This window comes from Polaribacter butkevichii, from assembly GCF_038024105.1.
In the GTDB taxonomy this organism is placed as follows: Bacteria; Bacteroidota; Bacteroidia; order Flavobacteriales; family Flavobacteriaceae; genus Polaribacter; species Polaribacter butkevichii.
Genome location: NZ_CP150661.1, coordinates 284,094 through 303,635, shown reverse-complemented (window position 1 = coordinate 303,635; position 19,542 = coordinate 284,094). Strand labels below are relative to the sequence as shown.

Sequence of the window (19,542 nt, the reverse complement as noted above, 5' to 3'; positions counted from 1 at the left end):
TTCTCTGGCCTTTATAAAAAACTATTTTTTATCAAAAAAAATTATTCAATTACTAATTTTCTTTGATAAGATTTTCCATCTCCTACAACATTTATTAGATAAATGCCTGGAGCAAATTTTTCTTCATTTATTATTTCTAGAGTACCACTAGTAGTTGTGTTTTTATAAATTAATTTACCTAGCATGTTACTAATTGAAATATCTGCTTTTGTAATACCTTTTAAAGAAATATTAAAACTACTTCTTGCAGGGTTTGGGTAAACTGCTACCGTAGTAATATCATCAGTTTGTAAAATATTTTCTTTTTCTGATGTTTTACTTAAAGCTGTACTTGTTGCTATTAGCTGCCATTTAGTAGTATTAGCACTACCAGATGTTACCAACACACCTTTATTACTGCTATTTTGAGATAAGAATCTATTATTCTTTTTTAATTTAAATTGATAAATATTATTACCTAAACTAATTACAGACCATTGCTTATCACTTTGAAATTTTACAGGTTCTGTTTGGGTTCCTACTATAGTGTTATTAGCACCTTCTGCTAGCATACCAGAACTATTACTGTTACTTGCTTTTCTGTTATCTATATTAAAATAACTACCCGTACCTGTTCTTACAAGTCTCCATTGTTTATCGTAACCACTTTGCCCTGTATTAGTCTGAATAACAGTACTACTAGGCACACCTTGTAAAAACCTACCTGTTGATACATTTTTTACTTTATACCAAGATGCTGTTATATCTCCACTAGTTGGCGGTGGTGTAGACACATTATCATCACTTATTTTAAAAACATAAGAAAATATACCTTGGCTATCTGTTTTGGTATCACCTCTGTCTTCTGCTATAACAACAAGATTACCATCAACTAAACGTACACCAGAGCTTCCTAAAGTATCTTTTGTTTGATAAACAAGATCATTTCTGTATTTAAATTCTCCTGCTGCTGTACTCTGTATTGTTATAATTCCTTTAGATTTATTAATAGAAGTGTTGTAAATACGGTCTCCATAAGCAATACCTGTTTTACCTACTCCTGAGTGTTTTGTAAATTCAGTTTGTCCGGCTTTACGCACATAGGTATAATGATATTTAGTATCGTTACCTCTACCTCTATAACTAATATGAATATCTCCTTTATCACTTACTGCCATTGAAGGTCCTCCGCTAGATCCTTTACCATCTTTAGTTGCTGGTAAATCTATTAAAAGTGGAGAATAATCTTGAATTGGCATAGGTTGTGTTTTTCCGTCTACGTCTTTCCAAGCACCGGTCATTGTAGATCCAGCGTTTGCCACATACACCCCTTCATTAAGTACACCATCTGCTTTTTTTCTTGCCCATCTTACAGAAAAACCATAATATAAATCACCTCCTGCCAAAACAGGTGCTGGTGCATAGGCATAATTTCTATCTTTTGTTTCTACAAATCCTTTACCAGAACCTCTAATTACCATTTTAGCTTTAGACCAAGTACTTGTAGATCCATTATATACATGAACCATTTCATTACCACCAACTGCAGATCCTTTTCTGTAATTAACAATTAAATTACCTTTATCATTTTCGGTAACCGCTGGATATGTAATTGTAACATTTTGTCCTGCAGCCAAATACCCTCTCGTTTTATTAAACATACCTATTTTAAAGTCACTATCTTTTGCAAAAGCAGTATTCTTTTTAGATACAATATACTTAAGTGGATCATTATGATGATCGTAAAAAACATGAACTGTACCGTCTGTTTTACTAACACCAATACTTATAGTTTTATGAGAATCTCCCCAGCTATTTACCTTAGGGCCAATTAATGTATTTTTATGAGGTAATTGAACTGTAACCCATTTACCTGATCCTATTTTTTTACGAGAAATCATTAAATCTCTACCGTTTTTCATACCGCCTTTGTACCAGCCAAAGAAAATATATCCATTAACAACTGTTAAACAATCTCCTCTCGGACTTATGCTTGGTGCATAATGAAATGCTTTTACTTTTTCTCCGTTTTTATCTGGATACCAAAAATATAACCCTTCATTTGTTACTTCACTTCTTTCTAAAAATTCTACTTTTTGAGCAAAAGTATTTTTAAAGGATAATAAAAATAGTACTATCGCAAATAGTTTGATTGTGTAGGTAATCCTAATTTTTGCATTAGTTAATGTTTGTTCTTTTAAATCATTCATAAGTTTAGTTATTTAATTAGTTAATTGTTTGTGCTTTATTCATTTTAACACAAAAAGCACAATATCTATACTCATATATTATTGTTATAGGTTGTAACAATAATATATGAAGCTCATAATTTTGAATTTTAAAATTCAAAACTATTTTATTTGTTGATCTTATTAATAAAAAATCAACATGCTTAGATACTAGCTTTAAATTTATATTTACCCGATTCTACTCTATATACAGCATTTCCGTTTTCAAAACGAAGGAAGGTTACTACTTCACTTTTTTTCATTGGTTTTCCGTTTTCGGTAATACTTTTTAAATTATTTGTTGGTATATAAACTGTAGCCTGAGAATTAGGAGGAATACTTACATTTAATGTTAATTGTTTATCATTACGCTCCCAACGGCTACTTATTTTCCCATAAAGGGATGTCGTACTTCCTTCTACAAAACTCAAATCGCCTGCTAGTATTGGTTGAATAATGAAAGATTGAAAACCAGGAGACAAAGGATCTGGACGAATACCTGCAAGACTTTTTGTCATCCAAGACGCTACACCAGTGTAACAGGTATGAATACGACTAGGTACATCTACATTCCAATACTCTGGCCAAGTGTTTTCTCCGCGCTCAATAAAGTACCCGTAACTCGGTTGTACCTTACTAGAAAGTGCTTTAAAAAACAAATCACTTCGTCCAGATTCTTCAATTATATACTTAAATAAAACGGGTAAGCCAGAACTTCCCATATCTAAATAAGCCTGATTATCTGTAAGTTCTTTTTCTATGTTAGCAAATACTTTATCACGAAGGTTTTTAGGTGCAACGCCTGTCATTAAAGCAAAAGCTTGTTGTACCTGAGTTCCGTTTGAATAGGTATTTGTTTCAGAATTAAAAAAGTGCTGATGTATGGCCTTTCTCAATACATCTAAGCGTTTTTGATAAAACTCAGCGTCTTTTTCTTTACCTTGTATTTTAGCCATACGAACCACATCTGCCAAGTTCATGGCATACACACAGTTATTAAAATATTGTGCTTCTGGTGTATCTCCCCATTCTTTACGTTTTTTGGGTGCAGCCCAATCGCCAAGAAATTTCCCTCTGTTTTCTGAATAATTAACAAGAACGCCATTTTTTACATGCTCATTTAAATACGCTAACCACTTAATTGCTGATGGATAAATGCGTTCAAATATTTGCTGATCACCATAAACCTGATAATATGCCGAAGCAATATTAAGCCCTGCACTACTCCACATTGGCCCTCCAAAATGATGGTTAATTTGTGGTGCAGTATGATAAAACCATCCATTTTCTGTTTGTACATCTGCCCAATCTCTCACATGTTTCATGTACAATGCACCACTTTGGTAATTTGGCAACGCTATACCCCAAGAGGTTGCGAAGGCCACTTCTCCATACCCTAATCGTTCTCTATGTGGGCAATCCATGGTAAAACCTTCTACTGTGTTTGCACGATAGGTCCATAAATCTGCCTCGTAAATTTTATTAAATAATTCTTTTGATGACGTAAAATGCCCAACCTGTTTAATATCGGTTGCAAGCACCAAACCTTTTACATCACTAAGTTCTGGTTTTTTCCTTAAACCTTCAATAGTTACATATCGTCCTGCTATATAATTAAATCGATTTCTAAAGACCTCTTCCCCTATTCCTGTACAAATATATTCATTGAGTTGTCCAAAATCTTGCCCAGTTTTATCATCATCGGCCACTTTAATTTTTATGACATCACCTGCTTGCTGTCCTCTTATTTTTAGTTCTACCCAACCTGTAAAATTCTTACCTAAATCTACAAAGTAAGTCTCTTCACCAGAAATATTTTTAGCAGAAATTGTTTCAATAATACGTGTTGGCTCCATCATTTGAGAAGAAAGCTTTGCTTTAATGGTTGTTTCTTCTGCTAAATCCCAATTTGTATCATCAAACTCAGCTAAATTCCACCCTTGTATATATTGTTTGGCATCCACAATTTCACCACCGTGATCTCTATATTTTATTTCCCCTCGGTTTTTACTGTTAGCCGCATGGCATCTCCAATCTTTTCCTGTTTCTAAAGAAAACGACTTTCCTTTTTCATCTTCGCCATTAAGTTGAACACGTAGCGCTTGAAATGTATTGAAGGTTGTGTAACGAGACCATCCTGGGCCTGTCCAAAATGCTATAACATTATCGCCTTTCACCAATAAATCACTAATATCGTAAGTAACATACAAAATACGTTTGTCTAAACGCGTTTGAGCAGGTGCCAAAAACCGATTATCTGCTTTTTTACCATTTACATACAACTCGTGATAACCACATGAAGCCACATGAAGAAATGCTTTTTTAGCCGGAGCAGATAATTTTAGCTTTTTTCGAAACCATAAATGTTGTTCTACTGGAAGATTTGTTTTGTGATCTGTTGCTAATTCAGTTGTTTTTTCTTTATCAGCAGTCTTAGCAACTTTATCCATATTGGGATGTCTAATCCAAGAAGCTGTCCAATCTTTATCAGCAAGTAATCCTATAGAAAAACGAGCAAATTTACTCCAATTACTAGCTTTACCATCTTTATCAAAAACACGAACTTTCCAATAACAATCTTGATTTGAAACTAATGTTTTACCTGCATAAGAGACCAAAGCAGATTGCGATGATTTAATTTTACCACTATCCCATAAATCGCCTTTGTTTTTAGTTAAAAGTTCTGGGTTACTAGCTACAAGTATATGATACCCCGTTTGCTTTTGACCTCTAACATACGCTTCGTCAATTATTTGCCAACTTAAACGTGGTTTATTAGTGTCTATCCCTAAAGGATTTACCAAATATTCACATCTTAATTCTTTTACGTCTATATGTTTAACCTTTTGAGCACAACATACATTCAAAAAAGCTAAACAAAGTATTATTAGAAAATTTCGAATTTTATAATCCATCTTTTTTAATTAATTAGAAACCGCTTTTGGTGATTGTACAACTCCGTTTCCTTTTTCCCAACTCCAATAATCTATAGACTTTCTGTTTTTATCCAATACATAATTCCATTTTTTTAGATAAAATTCTTTGGGTTTAAAATCATCACCCACAGCTTTTAATGCTTTTTTAAGTTTAGCGTCTAAGTCTTTTTGTAGTGTTTCAAACTCTGGTTTATCCAATAAATTATTCATTTGATACGGATCTTTAACGTTGTCAAAAAGTTGAGTTGCACCTTGCGGACTACGTGTATAACTATATTGCTTGGTTCTAATAGCTCTGTAAGAAGGATTTTTATAACTGCTAGAAAAAGGACTCACTCCCATTATCAAAGCAACACGGTCTGCATTAGGATCTGGATTTTTTATTAACTGAGAGATGTCTTCGCCCTCTATACTATTTGGTACTTTACTATTTGTTAAACCCAACAAAGAAGGTAAAATATCTGGTGTATTTATGGGAGCATTTACTACAGCTCCTTTATTTTGATGAATACCTGGGTAGCTTATTAAAAACGGAACTCTAGTAGATTCATCCCAAGCTAATTGTTTTGTAAAAGGCACTTCTCCGTGACCACCCATCATTTCTCCGTGATCTGCAGAAAACACTATAATAGTATTCTCTGATAAATTTAATGCTTTAATTTTTGCTAAAACACTACCAATAGCTTCATCTGTTGCTGTGCAATGTGCATAGTAGCCTTGTAATTCTTTACGTGTTTTTTCTTCTAAATTTTTAGGTACATTTGGGTTGATTTTTAACGCTTCCGTTGGGTACATGTCTTTATACTTCTGAGGAGCGCTATAATGCGGAAAATGAGGTGTAGAAATAGAAATAAACATTAAAAATGGATTTTCATCATTTGCGTGTTCACTCAAATATTTATTAGCATCTTTGGTAATAGCAAAAGGCGAATATTCGTCCCAATATTTAATGTTTGTATCTTCATTATCATAATAAGGCATTTTATTATAATCGTGAGAACATTCTAAGGCTTTCCAATAGTCAAAACCCTGACGTCTTTCTTTTGGGATGTAATTAGATCGTCCATGACCATCTAAATGCCATTTACCCCAATAAGCAGTAGAATAGCCTTCTGTTTTAAAAATTTCGGCCATACATAATTCCTCTTCTGGCAAATACAAATCGTTTATAAACATACCTGTAGAAGTTGGGTATTTACCTGTAAGTAATGCGGCTCTATGCGGTGTACAAACCGGTGTTACCGAAACTGCGTTTGTAAAATTAACTGCTTCTTTAGAAAAACTATCTAAATTTGGTGTTTTAACATTAGCGTCTCCAGCATACCCTAAAGCCGAACCTCTCCATTGATCGGTTAAAATATAAACGATATTAGGCTTCTTCTTAGATTCTATTACAGTTTTTGTATTTTTATTTTTCTTGATATTAGCACAACTTGATAACGCTATGGCTACTATAAAAAAAACACCTAGTACCTTATTTGTATTCATTTTTATCAACTTTAATTTTTGTTACTATAAATTTTATAAGATGTTTTTAACAATTTATTTGTTAACTTTTTAATTCTGAAAGTTTTAGAAAAAGAGATATTGACTTCTAAAATGTGTAACACCCAAAATTAAAGAATAGTATTTCGTTTTACTATATACATTCTGATATGTTTATTATACAAAATGATATTTTTAAGAACTTCTGATAAAACTACTTACTTTTTTCTGCCTCTATATTTTGCATTCTCATAAAAACATAACAAGCTGCTCTTACTTTATAATCACGTCCATCCATATCGAAAACCTTTAAAAAGGTTTACAAAACCTTACCCCTTCATTTACTTGTTTGTCAATTGCTCATGCTAGGCTTGTTAATTTCCATAACAACCAATAAACTGATGTGGAGTGTCTTCTATAATAGAAAAAAATATTCAATTTTCCCTGTGCTACCAAATTTGTATCGTAAAAAATTGATGATGCATTAAGAGTTATAAAAAAAGGTTAAACGTATCGGTACTTATGATTTTGCATTTTTTAAAGTTTGTTTTTTTAATCATTCATAAGTTTATGTCTTTTTTTATATCGTATAAATACAAAAACAGAGATAAATTCAATACCATATTTGATTGAACCTATCTCTGTTTTCTTATAAAGACTAAATAAACCCTATTGTTTAGAATCTATTAAGATTATCTAATTTATAATTACCATCCAGCATTTTGTACAAGATTTCCATTACCTTGTAGGGCATCAGACGGCAATGGCATGGTTTCATACCTTTCTGCATAATCTGCAACAACATCTGGTCCTTCTTGCATAGCCTTTTCAACATCACCCCAGCGCTGTAAATCAAAATATTCTTGATATTCTCCTGCTAGTTCCCATGCTCGTTCTTGCTTAATGTTTTCTAAGGTTACACTGCCCAATGAGGCTAGACCAACTCTGTTTCTAACTTTATTAATATGTGGCAAAGCTTGAGTAGAGTTCCCTGCCCCCACGTAAGCCTCTGCTAGCATAAGCAACACATCTGCATAACGAATAAAAACTTCATCATTTTCATTTGAATTTGTTCCGTTACCGCCACCTTCAAACCACTTATTAAAACCTAATCCTGTAGTTTCATCATAAGTAGTAATTCCGTTTTCAAAAACAGGAAATGGAGGTTGATTAAATGTAATCGTTTCTCCATTAAATGCTTCATAACTATAAGCCATGGTAACATCTCTCCTTGGGTCAGTAGGTTCAAATGATTCGTAAAACTCTAATGAAAGTGCCCATTCATTAAAAGCACCTACCCCAGCAGAACCAGCACCTGGTGTATTAGGTGGTCGTAGAGCCCATGGTATTAGATTTCCTGCAAATGTATTACCAATTATATTTGGTTGAGCCCATATAATTTCATTATTAAATTCATTATTAGTATCAAATACATCTTTGTAAGTTGGTTGTAAATCATAAACATTAGAGTTTACCACTTCTAATAATTTATCTATAGCCATTTGGTAGCTACCTCCAGTTATTCCTAAACTAGGATTAGACTGTTTTAAACCTGCCATTTGAAGATATACCTCACCTAATAAACTTTTTACGGCTCCAGAGGTTGGACGTCCATTTTCATTTGTTGGTCTTGTAGCTGGTAACTTATCTTGCGCATATTCTAAATCGGCAATAATAGCATCATATACTTCTTGTGCACTATTTCTAGGCAATGAATTACCATTAAGTAAATCGCTATTTACTTCACTAGTAGGTACTAAATGTAAAGGCACCCCACCAAACAACCTAACCATAAAAAAATACTCGTTTGCTCTTAAAAATCTAGCTTCTGCTAGTCTGTTTTCGGCCTGTGCTTCAGATATATCTGCATTTGGAATTGCATCAATAACAATATTTGCTCGTTGTATGGTTTGATAAGCTAATGTCCAAATTCGGGTTGTAAAAAATCGATCTGAAGGATCCCAAAGGTAGGATACATAACGTGCATCTCTATTAGTAGGATCAAATCTACAAACCGTATACTGGCTTGGTCCAGAGCAAATAGACCATCTAAATAATCTGTTACCTAATGCAGAAATCCAAGCATCGTAAACACCATTCATTGCCAGATCAACACCTTTTATATCTACAATTGCATTAGATTGGGTATTAAATGAGAACACTTCTTCTTTCAAGTCGTTACATGAATATAGGAAAATAGAAAGTACAATTAGTACTGAAAAAAATTTAGTTTTATTTAAGTATAACATTTTCTTTTTTTTAAATTAAAATTGTGCATTTATTCCAAAACTTATCAAACGAGTAGTTGGATAGGTACCAAAATCAAGACCAAATAAACCACCTTGACCTCTAAACGAATCAAAAGAATCCACTTCTGGATCTAAACCAGAATAATTAGTTATTGTTAATAAATTAGTACCAGTAAGAGATACTTCTAGAGCAGAAAGAGTTTTCCATCTTTCTGGCAGAGATATATTATATTTCAGGGTTACATTCTTTAATCTTAAGTAACTACCATCTTCTATAATAGAACTATTAAAAGTATCTGGGTTGTTAATACCAGGTCTAGGATAACGAGGATTGTTTGTTGGGTTAGAAGGCGTCCAACGGTTATCATAGTATTCTTGTAAAGTGTTTGCAGAGTTGGTAGATAATATATACCTCGACGCATTTGCTATATCATTACCAATAGAAGCTTGAAAAAATAGATTTAGTGAAAAATCTTTATACGATAAATCATTATTCCATCCAATAATAGCATCAGGATTTGGATCACCAATAACCACTCTATCATCAATATTAAGAACACCATCTTTAGTAACGTCAACATATTTATTTCCTCCTAGAGTTTCTCCTCCATTAAATGGAGAAAATGTTGGGTTTCCACTGGTATCAAAATCTGATTCTTGAATTAAACCATCGGCTTTCCAACCATAAAAAGCACCTATTGGCTGCCCCACCTCGTATACATTAGTATTTACAAACACATTTGTAAATGCTTGCCCATCTGCTGGGAATAATCTAGGTGCTGTACCAATATCCAAAACTTTTGATCTATTCATACTTAAATTAAGACTACTAGACCAATTAAATTCTTTATTTCTAAGAATATCAGCAAAAATACCAATTTCCAATCCTTTGTTTTCAACCTCACCAAGGTTTACTAAAATATTTCTAAACCCATCTTGAGCAGGCAGGCCTACAAGTTGTAATAAATCTTGAGTTTTCTTATTATAGTAGGATACATTAAATTCTAAAGCATTATTAAACAAACCAAGATCAAAACCAATATCAAAAGTGGTAGTGGTTTCCCATTTCAATTCTGAATTACCAGCTGTGTTGGCAGGCTGAATACCAATGCTAGAAGTATTACCTATTGTAGAGAAAACATTGTTTGATTGAAACTGGTTTAAGGATTGGTATGGCTCAATAGCTTGACTACCTACCTGCCCCCAAGAGACACGAAATTTAAGATTAGATATCTTAGAATCATCTAAAAACTCTTCGTTAGACACCAACCATGCTCCTCCAAAAGAAGGGAAAAATCCCCATTTATTATTCTCAGAAAAACGAGAAGACCCATCTGCTCTATAAGTTGCGTTTAATAAATATCGGTCACTAAAACTATAGTCTAACCTTCCAAAAAAGGATTGTAAATTAGCCTCAACTCTGTTACTACTTGCAAGTTGACTTCCGGCAACGCCAACATTATCTAAACCAAAAAGATTGGTAGATAAATTTTCTGAGATAGTACTTACACTTCTAGTATTAAACCCATTATACTCCTGCCCTACAAGAATATTAAAATCATGTTTCTCAGAAAATATCTTGCTATATTTTAAATAGTTACTAATAACAAAATTAAATTGCTCTGCACTAGAAGTTCTAATTCTACCATTAACCAAAAATGCTTCTCCACCCAGTTGTGCAGGTGTAAATAATCCATTACTTGAATTAAAAAAATCTACACTACTATTATTTGTAAAGGTTAATCCTTCTGCTATATCTATAGTTGATTGAATACTAGATAAAATTCTAGTTTCGGCTCTTCTTCTTTGACTTTCTGTAAAATAAAGATAAGGGTTTTGAAATAAGAGACCATTTGATGCATTTCCTGTAAAATCGATAGGTACCAATGGCTCTGAAGCAGCTGCACTAAAAATACCTCCTTGATTTTTACTTAGTTCACCACCTTCAGAAAAGCTACCCCCTTTTCTTACCGTATGCGTTAAGGCATTACTTAATTTAACATCTAAAAGACCATTTAAGGCTTTAAAATCTATATTTGCACGAAGATTAGCTCTTTCATAATCATTGTTTTTGAAAATACCCTTTTCATTTATATAGTTTACCGCAGTAAAGAAATTCATTTTTTCTGCACCACCACTCATAGATACATCAAATTCTTTTCTTATTCCGGTTTGTGATACAAGGTCTTGCCAATCTACCCCTTGTCCAGCAAAATCAGATGGATTTGCAAAAGGGATAGCACCACCTCCATTTGCTGCAGCCTCATTTCTATACGCTGCATAAGTTTGCCCATTTAATACATTAAACCTTGCTAATGGTTCTGAGAAACCTATGGTAGAAGATGCATTAATTTGAGTTTCACCTTTCTTACCTCTTTTTGTATTTACGATAACAACACCGTTAGCCCCTCTTGCTCCATAAATAGATGTTGCAGCTGCATCTTTTAACACTTCAAAAGAAGCAATGTCTCGAGGGCTAAAACTAGGAATGCCACTAACAGGCACACCATCTACCACCCAAAGTGGATTATTATCACCATTAATAGAATTATTACCCCTAATACGAATACGTGCAGGAGAACCTGGCTCTCCTGTACCGTTAATAATGTTTACTCCTGATGTTCTTCCTTGAAGAACTTGACTGACATCTGTAAATATGGCATCATCTAATTCTGCACTATCCACAAAGCCAACAGACCCTGTTATTTTTGATTTGTTTTGTGATCCATAGCCAATAATAACAACTTCGTCTAATTCAGAAGCATCTTCCTCTAATACAATTGTAATATTTGTTTGGTTATTAACAGCTAATTCTTTAGATAAATAACCTAGATAGGATATTACTAATGTGGCATTACCATTAGCTATATCTAAAGAAAATTTTCCCTCTATATCAGATTGTACTCCATTAGTTGTTCCTTTTTCTAGAACTGTAGCATCTGGTAACGGAGAGCCATCTACCCCCGTTATAGTACCCCTTATTGATTTTTGTCCAAAGCTGAGTAAGCTTGCAAAAAAACAGAAGAGAAACAAAAATTTTAAATTCGGCTTTTTAGTTAATTGTTGGTCATTCATTTTCTTTTTAGTTTAATTTGTTTATTATTTTTTTAAAATTTTAGGTTAATAATTTCTTAAAAATATTGTTTATCAAATTAAATCTTGTCTTGGTTTGACCTGTGTATATTATTTTGTTTAATGTTAATAGTTAAAATGATTCGTTGTATGATTTTTTTATATACCGATATAAATAAATACGTAAATTTTTAAAAAAAATAAATCTATACTTAGGTCTTGCAAAGCACATAGACTAACAAGTATTTATCCTTTTTTACATGATAGTTTTCCAAAAACATATTAAAATTAACAAGGAAGAGTCACCAGATAATTATAATGTATAAATCTTATATTTAGAACACAAAGTCCCCTATTTGATAAGTAATATTAAAATTTTGTGCCCCTGAAGTCTTCTTTTAGGAATATAATTAGATCGTCCATAACCTTCTAAATGCTATTTTACCCAATATACTGTAACTTAGCCTTCTGTTTTTTAAAATTTAGGCCATACATAATTCTTCTTCTGGCAAATACAAATCGTTTATAAACATTCCTGTAAATATTGGCTACTTTCCATTAAGTAATGCGGCTCTATAAGGTGTACAAACAGGTGTTACTAAAACTGCGTTTGTAAACATTTACAGACTCTTTAGCAAACTTATCTAAAAGCAATAACTACTATAAAAAAACACCTAGTACCTTTATCAACTTTAATTCTTGTTACTAAATATGTTATAGGCGGTTCTTAATATTTTATTTATTAACTCTTTTATTATAAGTCTTTTAGAGAAATTGATATTGATTTCTAAATATGTAACACCAAAAAATTAAAGAATAGTATTTCGTTTTACTATAGACATTCTGATATGCTTACCATATAAAATGATATTTTAAAAGTTTCTAATAAGTCTATTTTTTTTACCTTTTGTAACTAAAGTTTTTAGCTCCGATATTTTGCATTCTCATAAAAACATGACAAGCTGCTCTTACTTTATAATCACGCCCATCCATATCGTAAACACCTAAAACAGTATCATTAAAGGGGTGTTTGTTATTAAAATATAATAATTGATTGATAGCCATTAAGGCAATTTCCATATTTTTACTACTACAAAATACTTTTAATTTTTCTTGAGCTTCATAATCTCCAAACTCTCGATATGCTATAGCACTTGCCATAACAGCAACAGGAAGATATGTATCTTTCATTGCTAAAATAATATCTTTTTTATAAGGCTTTATTAATTCTGAACTTTGAGAACGTAATCCTAAAATAGCCCAATACCTCACAAACTTATTTGAATCTTCTAATAAACAAATTTGTTTTTTTGTTACTTTCTCAGTCCGTTTACCAGAAAGAGATGCAGCTCTATAAATCTGCTTTATCGGATATTTATTGTTGTCTAGTCTAAACTCATAAGCTGTACTAGTTTGTGAAATTAACCCAATTTCATATTCAGGTAAAAAGAGTACATCTCTCGTTTCTATTATTTGCTTGTCTAAGAGTTTTCGCATCTTTTTTAGAATATCTTTGTATTCCAAATTACTTGCAAGATTATTGGTTTCCCATATATCATTTTTAATATCGTAAAGATATTCAATAGGACGTTCTTCAAAAAGACTCTTCTGTAATTTATTAAGGTTCCCTTTTTCTAAATCACTTCTCATCTCCTTAGTAATATCGCCAACTTCAACATATCGAATAGAACGCATTTGCGGAATATACGGCATAAAATTTCTTGAATACATAAATCTACCATCCGTAATACTACGAACCAAATCTGGACCATTATCTGCACGATCTGCAGATAACTCCAAATAATCTACTGGTTTAGATCTATTTTTGCCCAATAACTTTCTTCCTACCATGTACTCTGGTATTTTAGCTCCTACCAATTCTAAGATAGTAGGTGCTAAATCTTTAAAATCTATAAGTTCGCTACTTACAGCACCTGCAGTTCCCCATGGAGAAAGATGCTTATACTTTTCAGGAAACCAAATTACAAAAGGGGCACGGTAACCCAAATTTATTCCATTGGTTTTTCCTCTAGGAATGCCCTCTCCATGATCGGCATAAAAGAAAATAATAGTATTCTCTTTTAAATTGTCTTTTTCTAATCTATCTAATAATTCCCCTATTCTAATATCAGCAAGTTTTATCGAATTATAAACACGCGCAAAATGTTTACGCATTTCTGGGGTGTCTTTATAAAAAGGAGGCATTTTAAATGCATCTTCGGCAATTCTTTCCTTTTCTGGAATTTGCTCTAATACATTTTCTAGATACCAATTATAAGGCTGGCTCATTGTACGTGATTGATGGGATTCCGTAAAATTAAAAACAGAAAAAAATGGTTGCCCTGGCTTTCTATTCCACCATCCTGCGGTATTAGAACTTTCATTCCAAGCCTCTTTTGTAAAAGCTCTCATATTGGCCACATTGTAATCGGTTTTTACATTATTACTTACATAATAACCTTGCTGTTGTAAATAATATGGAAATCCTTTAATGTAATTTGGTATGGTATAATTACTACGATGGTTACCAGTACCCATTTTAAATGTATGCACGCCTGTTATTATTGCACTTCTACTTGCAGAACACACACTACCTGTAGAAAAAGCATTTGTAAACCTTACCCCTTCCTTAGCTAGTTTGTCTATTACAGGTGTTCTAGCTTCTTGATTGCCATAACAACCAATAAACTGTGGTGATGTATCCTCTATAGTTACCCAAAGAATATTCGGTTTTTCTTGCGCTACCAAATTTGTTATGCTAAATATCGAGAATACTAATAATAGTTTTTTAATTATCATTATTTAAATTTTTAATAAGATTAATCTGCTTTAGTTATTCTATTTCTAATTTAGTACGTTCTGCTTTTAAAGAGGGTTTATTCCAATTAATAAACATTGATACAGCACCTTTTATTTGTTTTTCTATTAGAATTGGCTGTGCGTCTGGACCAAATACCTTAGCTGGTTTCCATTTAGAACCTACTGCTGAAATTTCATCAAAAAAGAAAAACCCTTCTTGTTTTGGATAATGCCAAGTTGCTTTTTTAGGATCATTACCATTTACAGGGTTTAATACACCTAAAGTTACATCTGTTTTGTTTTTAAAACCAACATTTAGATTGTTAGTTAAATAGAATACAGCCCAATGCCAAGGTGCAAAATAACCTTCAAATTCGGGACCATTATAAACTTGTCCCGGAATATTTATTTTTTTATCAATAGCATAAACATCTAAAATACCGCCTTGTGTGCGATTGTTATAAATTCTCCAAGGCCCTTCGCCTAACCAACGTTTTCTATTAACATCTTTTGCTGCAACTTCAATTCCTATACCTGAATAATGATATTTGCCTTTTGTTAAAGTATAGGCATAATCTAGAGCTATTTCTCCATTAGGCTTTAATGTCCATTTAAGAGTATCAAAACCTTTAGTATTTGTTGCTTCAATTATAAATTGATTTTCTTGTTTTGTAATAGTTGCTTTTGATGTTGATGATGTCTGGTTCTTTATAGATACATCGTCTGCTTTAAAGGTAAGAAAAGGGAAATTGGCTAAACTCGTTGCTTTATCATTATCTAAAACGGATACTAATATTCCACTAGACTCATCAAAACGAAGTGTTGTTTTTCCTCTATGAAATGTAAAAGCATCTTTTTTATCTTGCACAAATGCTTTATTTTCTGATACTCTAAAACTATTTTTAGGTTCTGTAATAGGTAAGCGTTTATCATACACTAAGCGACCTTGGTTATCAAATACTTCGATAACAAGTGCATCATTTTTAATAAATGACTTTGGCAATGCGACTACTAATTGTCCTTTTTCTCCTGCCTTTATATTCGCTTTATTTACTGTTCCTGTTTTTATAGTTCTATGTCCGTTACTTGCAGCATCTGGGTTTGCAAAGTCAATCAATTTCCAATTAATGGTGCATTGGTTAAGATTAACAAATGAAAATTTATTATGTACTTGTAAAGAGCCATCAAAATTGGCATCGATTTTATTGTTTGCTATTACAACTGGCGACCAAATTTCACGCACAGCATCAGAGCTCCCTTTTTTCTCGGCACTAGGACCAGCAATACCATCGGCAGCTTTATTGTCTTGATTATCGACTGTATATCCCAAATCATTTCTCATCAACCCTTCATCATAAAGTGCCCAAATAGTCATACCACCACCTACTTTAGATTTTTCAAACAAATCCCAATAGGTTTTTAGGTTTGCAGCCCCACCGCCATCATACAAGGCATGCAATACCTCGTTGGGAAGATATACGTGATTTTCTTCAAAGAGATTTTTCTTTATCGATTCGTAATCTGGATAATAAGTGGTATTTACAATATCCCACTTAGGGTTATAATTTGCAAAAATATCATTTGCTTTCGCTTCATTTTTTAAAGGTCTTCTGTTTTGAATATCCCATTTGGCAAATAACTCATCAAATTCTGGTGTATGTGCCATATGATTACCGTTACCCCATAAAATGATACTTGGATGATTTACATCTCGCACCACTAATTCTTTTAATATTTTGGGTCCAACTTCTTTATCTAATGGTCGCCACCAACCAGGTAATTCATCTAGTACCAGTAACCCAAGAGAATCACATAAATCAAAGAAATGGGTATCTGCAGGATAACAAACGGAACGTACAAAATTGAAATTTAAGTCTTTCATAAACTGAACATTGTCTTCCATATCTTGTTTAGAAAGTGTACGTCCTGTTTCTGGACGAAAACTATGCATACTTGCGCCTTTAAGTAAAATTCGTTTATTGTTTAGATAAAAACCATCATGATCCCGAACTTCAAAAGTTCTAAAACCAAATTTTTGTTTGTATGTATGTACTATTTCTTTCTTATTTTTTAATGCTATTTCTACAGTATAAAGATTAGGAAATTCGTGAGACCAAAGTTTTATATTATTAAAATTACCTTTAACAACAGTGTAGTTGTCTGATATTTTGGTTTCTATAGGTGCACCTACTTTATTGTTATTGGCATCGTAAATTTGTGCTAACACTGTTTTAGCGTTTTTAATACCTTTAGTAAAAACGTTCATAGTAAAATCACCTGTCATTTGGGCATCGATCGCTACGCGTTCTACAAATTCTTTAGGCACCTCCTCGATATAAACAGGACGAAAAATTCCGCTAAACAACCAATAGTCTGCAAATCTTTCGGCAGCATTTATTGATTCATTTAAAGATGCGTTATTAACGTTAACCTCAAGAAGGTTTGTCCCTTCTTTTAGATAATTTGTTATTTCAAATTTAAACTCCGTATGCCCACCTTGATGGAAACCTACTTCTTTTTTATTTAGGATTACTTTTGTATCGGTCATTGATCCTTGAAAGGTGATAAAATATCTTTTATTAGATGTTTTCTTAAAATCGAATTCATGACGATAATTACCAATACTAGTTATTCGTTGTTCTACCTTATCCATACCATACAAGTAAAACCCAAAACCTTCCATTTCCCAATTAGAAGGAACAGGAATGGTGGTCCAAAAACCACTGTTACGGCCTTTATCTATTTTAAAATCCCAATTTACAGCTGTAGTAGCGTCTTCTCCAGAAAGGTATATTTTGCGCTGGGCTTGAATACTAAAACAAAGTATGGTACTAAAAAGGAATAGGGTTAAGTGATGCCATTGATGTTTTTTCATTTTAATAATTATTTAATATTTATGATTTTTATTTTTTTACAAGTCCATTTTGTTATAGATATATTTTATTTCAATCCCCTATTATCATCTTTTACCTAAGCTGTCTTGCAATAATATAAGATCATTTAATCTATTGGTTATAGTAAATAATATGGAAATTAAAAAAAGCCCGAAAGTTTTTAAAACAGAACTTTCGAGCTCTCAAAACTAAATTGTGCTCCATTAGAAGTTCCTTTCTCTATAATATTAGCACCCGGTAAAGCCATACCAGAAGCTTCAGTTACTTTACCAGTTAAGGTAACACCTTGTGGTACAGCTAATATCTTATTTTCAACAGCAATTATTTGTTTTTCTTTTACTTTTATCGGATTTTCCGTCGAAAAGCTAAATGCTGTGCTGCATAATAAGAATATAAATATTCTCATAATAACAATTAGTTCGGTCTTTCTCATGAAAAACAGCGTCTTAGTTAAGTTAATATTAATTTTAAAATTCAAAATATTCTTTAGCGTTGTAATAAGATATATCCTGAATAATTTTACCTAGCCATTTTTCATCTGCTGGTAATTCACCATTAGCAACATCCTTACCAATTAAATTGCATAGTATTCTTCTAAAATATTCATGTCTGGGAAAAGACATAAAGCTTCTAGAATCAGTCAACATTCCAATAAAGCAACTTAGTAATCCCATATTTGATAAAGCGTTCATTTGTTTTTCCATGCCATCTTTTTGGTCTAAAAACCACCATCCAGAACCAAACTGAATTTTCCCTTTTATACTACCATCATTAAAATTCCCTATCATGGTTGCTATCAATTCATTATCAGCTGGATTTAAATTGTAAAGTATTGATTTAGTCAGTTGATTTGTTGTGTCTAAATAATTTAAAAACTGTCCTAATGAACGTGCTTGTGAAAAATCACCAATAGAATCCCATCCAGAATCCCGACCTCTCAGATTCAACATTCTAGAATTTACACTTCGTAAGGCTCCTAAGTGAAATTGTTGTACCCAGCCTCTTTTATGGTATGCTTTGCAAAGGTGTTTTAGTGTCTCACATTTAAAATAATTAATTTCATCTTGAGTAAGGTTTTTATGATTTTTAATCTTACTAAATAGTGCTTTAATATCAAAAGCGCCTGTTTCATAAAAAGGCAAAAATTCCAGACCATGATCAGAAAGGCGGCAACCGTTTTCATGGAAATAAGCAATTCTACTGTCTAAAGCCTCTAATAAATCATCAAAAGTTGAAATAGAAATATGAGACACTTGTTCTAATTGTTCTAAATATTCTAAAAAAGATTGACTATTCTCGACAGCAAAAGCTTTATCTGGTCTAAAAGCGGTAGACATTTTAAGAGAAACATCTTGGGATTTTAAATTTTTATGGTGTTTTAAGTCATCTATAGGGTCTTCTGTAGTACAAATTAATTCTACATTTTGCATGTCTAGTAAACCTCTTACACTATGAGAATTTAACTTTAATTGACGTGCTGTTTCAACATAAATGTTATTAGCGTTTTTTTCATTAAGTGATTCATCAATACCAAAATAACGTTGTAATTCTAAATGACTCCAATGGAATAAGGGATTACGCACTGTATAGGGTAATGTTTCTCCCCATTTTTTAAATTTTTCTTTATCGGGAGCATCACCAGTAATGTATTTTTCATCTATACCTAATGTTCTCATAGCGCGCCATTTGTAATGATCTCCTGCCAACCAAACTTGTGAGCAATTTTCAAATTGATGATTATTAGCAACGTAATCTGGAGGTAAATGATTGTGATAATCTATAATTGGAAGATTTTTCGCGTAATTATGATATAATGTTTTTGCAAACTCTGAATTAAGTAAGAAGTTGTCATTAAAAATTGATGTCTGATTTAAAATCATGCTCATAACGAATTAAATTT

General features: G+C 32.4%; 9 protein-coding genes. All 9 read right to left on the bottom strand.

Annotated features, from left to right (window positions below; all coding sequences use genetic code 11):
• Positions 1-41: 41 nt before the first annotated feature.
• Positions 42-2,189: a BNR-4 repeat-containing protein gene (locus WG951_RS00970; RefSeq protein WP_105048352.1), complete on the bottom strand. Its 2,148-nt coding sequence runs from the start codon at positions 2,187-2,189 to the stop codon at positions 42-44.
• Between the two features lie 182 nt (positions 2,190-2,371).
• Positions 2,372-5,122 (bottom strand): family 78 glycoside hydrolase catalytic domain, encoded by a 2,751-nt coding sequence (locus tag WG951_RS00965; protein ID WP_105048351.1) that lies wholly within the window; start codon positions 5,120-5,122, stop codon positions 2,372-2,374.
• A 9-nt stretch (positions 5,123-5,131) separates the two neighbouring features.
• Positions 5,132-6,631 (bottom strand): sulfatase family protein, encoded by a 1,500-nt coding sequence (locus WG951_RS00960; protein ID WP_105048350.1) that lies wholly within the window; start codon positions 6,629-6,631, stop codon positions 5,132-5,134.
• A gap of 704 nt (positions 6,632-7,335) precedes the next feature.
• Positions 7,336-8,802 carry a RagB/SusD family nutrient uptake outer membrane protein gene (locus WG951_RS00955; RefSeq protein ID WP_170062877.1) on the bottom strand — a complete coding sequence of 489 codons (1,467 nt, stop codon included), beginning with the start codon at positions 8,800-8,802 and terminating at the stop codon, positions 7,336-7,338.
• 90 nt (positions 8,803-8,892) lie between these two features.
• Complete coding sequence (locus WG951_RS00950; protein ID WP_105048348.1) at positions 8,893-11,952, bottom strand: SusC/RagA family TonB-linked outer membrane protein; 3,060 nt, start codon at positions 11,950-11,952, stop codon at positions 8,893-8,895.
• Between the two features lie 897 nt (positions 11,953-12,849).
• Positions 12,850-14,748 carry a sulfatase family protein gene (locus WG951_RS00945; RefSeq protein WP_105048347.1) on the bottom strand — a complete coding sequence of 633 codons (1,899 nt, stop codon included), beginning with the start codon at positions 14,746-14,748 and terminating at the stop codon, positions 12,850-12,852.
• A 34-nt stretch (positions 14,749-14,782) separates the two neighbouring features.
• Positions 14,783-17,623 carry a glycoside hydrolase family 2 TIM barrel-domain containing protein gene (locus tag WG951_RS00940; protein WP_105048346.1) on the bottom strand — a complete coding sequence of 947 codons (2,841 nt, stop codon included), beginning with the start codon at positions 17,621-17,623 and terminating at the stop codon, positions 14,783-14,785.
• 179 nt (positions 17,624-17,802) lie between these two features.
• Entirely contained in the window at positions 17,803-18,048 is a 246-nt protein-coding gene (locus tag WG951_RS00935) for a hypothetical protein (protein WP_170062843.1), read from the bottom strand.
• Positions 18,049-18,109: 61 nt separating this feature from the next.
• Complete coding sequence (uxaC, locus tag WG951_RS00930; RefSeq protein WP_105048344.1) at positions 18,110-19,528, bottom strand: glucuronate isomerase; 1,419 nt, start codon at positions 19,526-19,528, stop codon at positions 18,110-18,112.
• Positions 19,529-19,542: the final 14 nt, after the last annotated feature.

Coding starts and splice junctions, on each gene's coding strand:
- WG951_RS00970 (WP_105048352.1), bottom strand. CDS start 2,189: ATGAATGATTTAAAAGAACAAACATTAACTAATGCAAAAATTAGGATT.
- WG951_RS00965 (WP_105048351.1), bottom strand. CDS start 5,122: ATGGATTATAAAATTCGAAATTTTCTAATAATACTTTGTTTAGCTTTT.
- WG951_RS00960 (WP_105048350.1), bottom strand. CDS start 6,631: ATGAATACAAATAAGGTACTAGGTGTTTTTTTTATAGTAGCCATAGCG.
- WG951_RS00950 (WP_105048348.1), bottom strand. CDS start 11,952: ATGAATGACCAACAATTAACTAAAAAGCCGAATTTAAAATTTTTGTTT.
- WG951_RS00945 (WP_105048347.1), bottom strand. CDS start 14,748: ATGATAATTAAAAAACTATTATTAGTATTCTCGATATTTAGCATAACA.
- WG951_RS00940 (WP_105048346.1), bottom strand. CDS start 17,623: ATGAAAAAACATCAATGGCATCACTTAACCCTATTCCTTTTTAGTACC.
- WG951_RS00935 (WP_170062843.1), bottom strand. CDS start 18,048: ATGAGAATATTTATATTCTTATTATGCAGCACAGCATTTAGCTTTTCG.
- uxaC (WP_105048344.1), bottom strand. CDS start 19,528: ATGAGCATGATTTTAAATCAGACATCAATTTTTAATGACAACTTCTTA.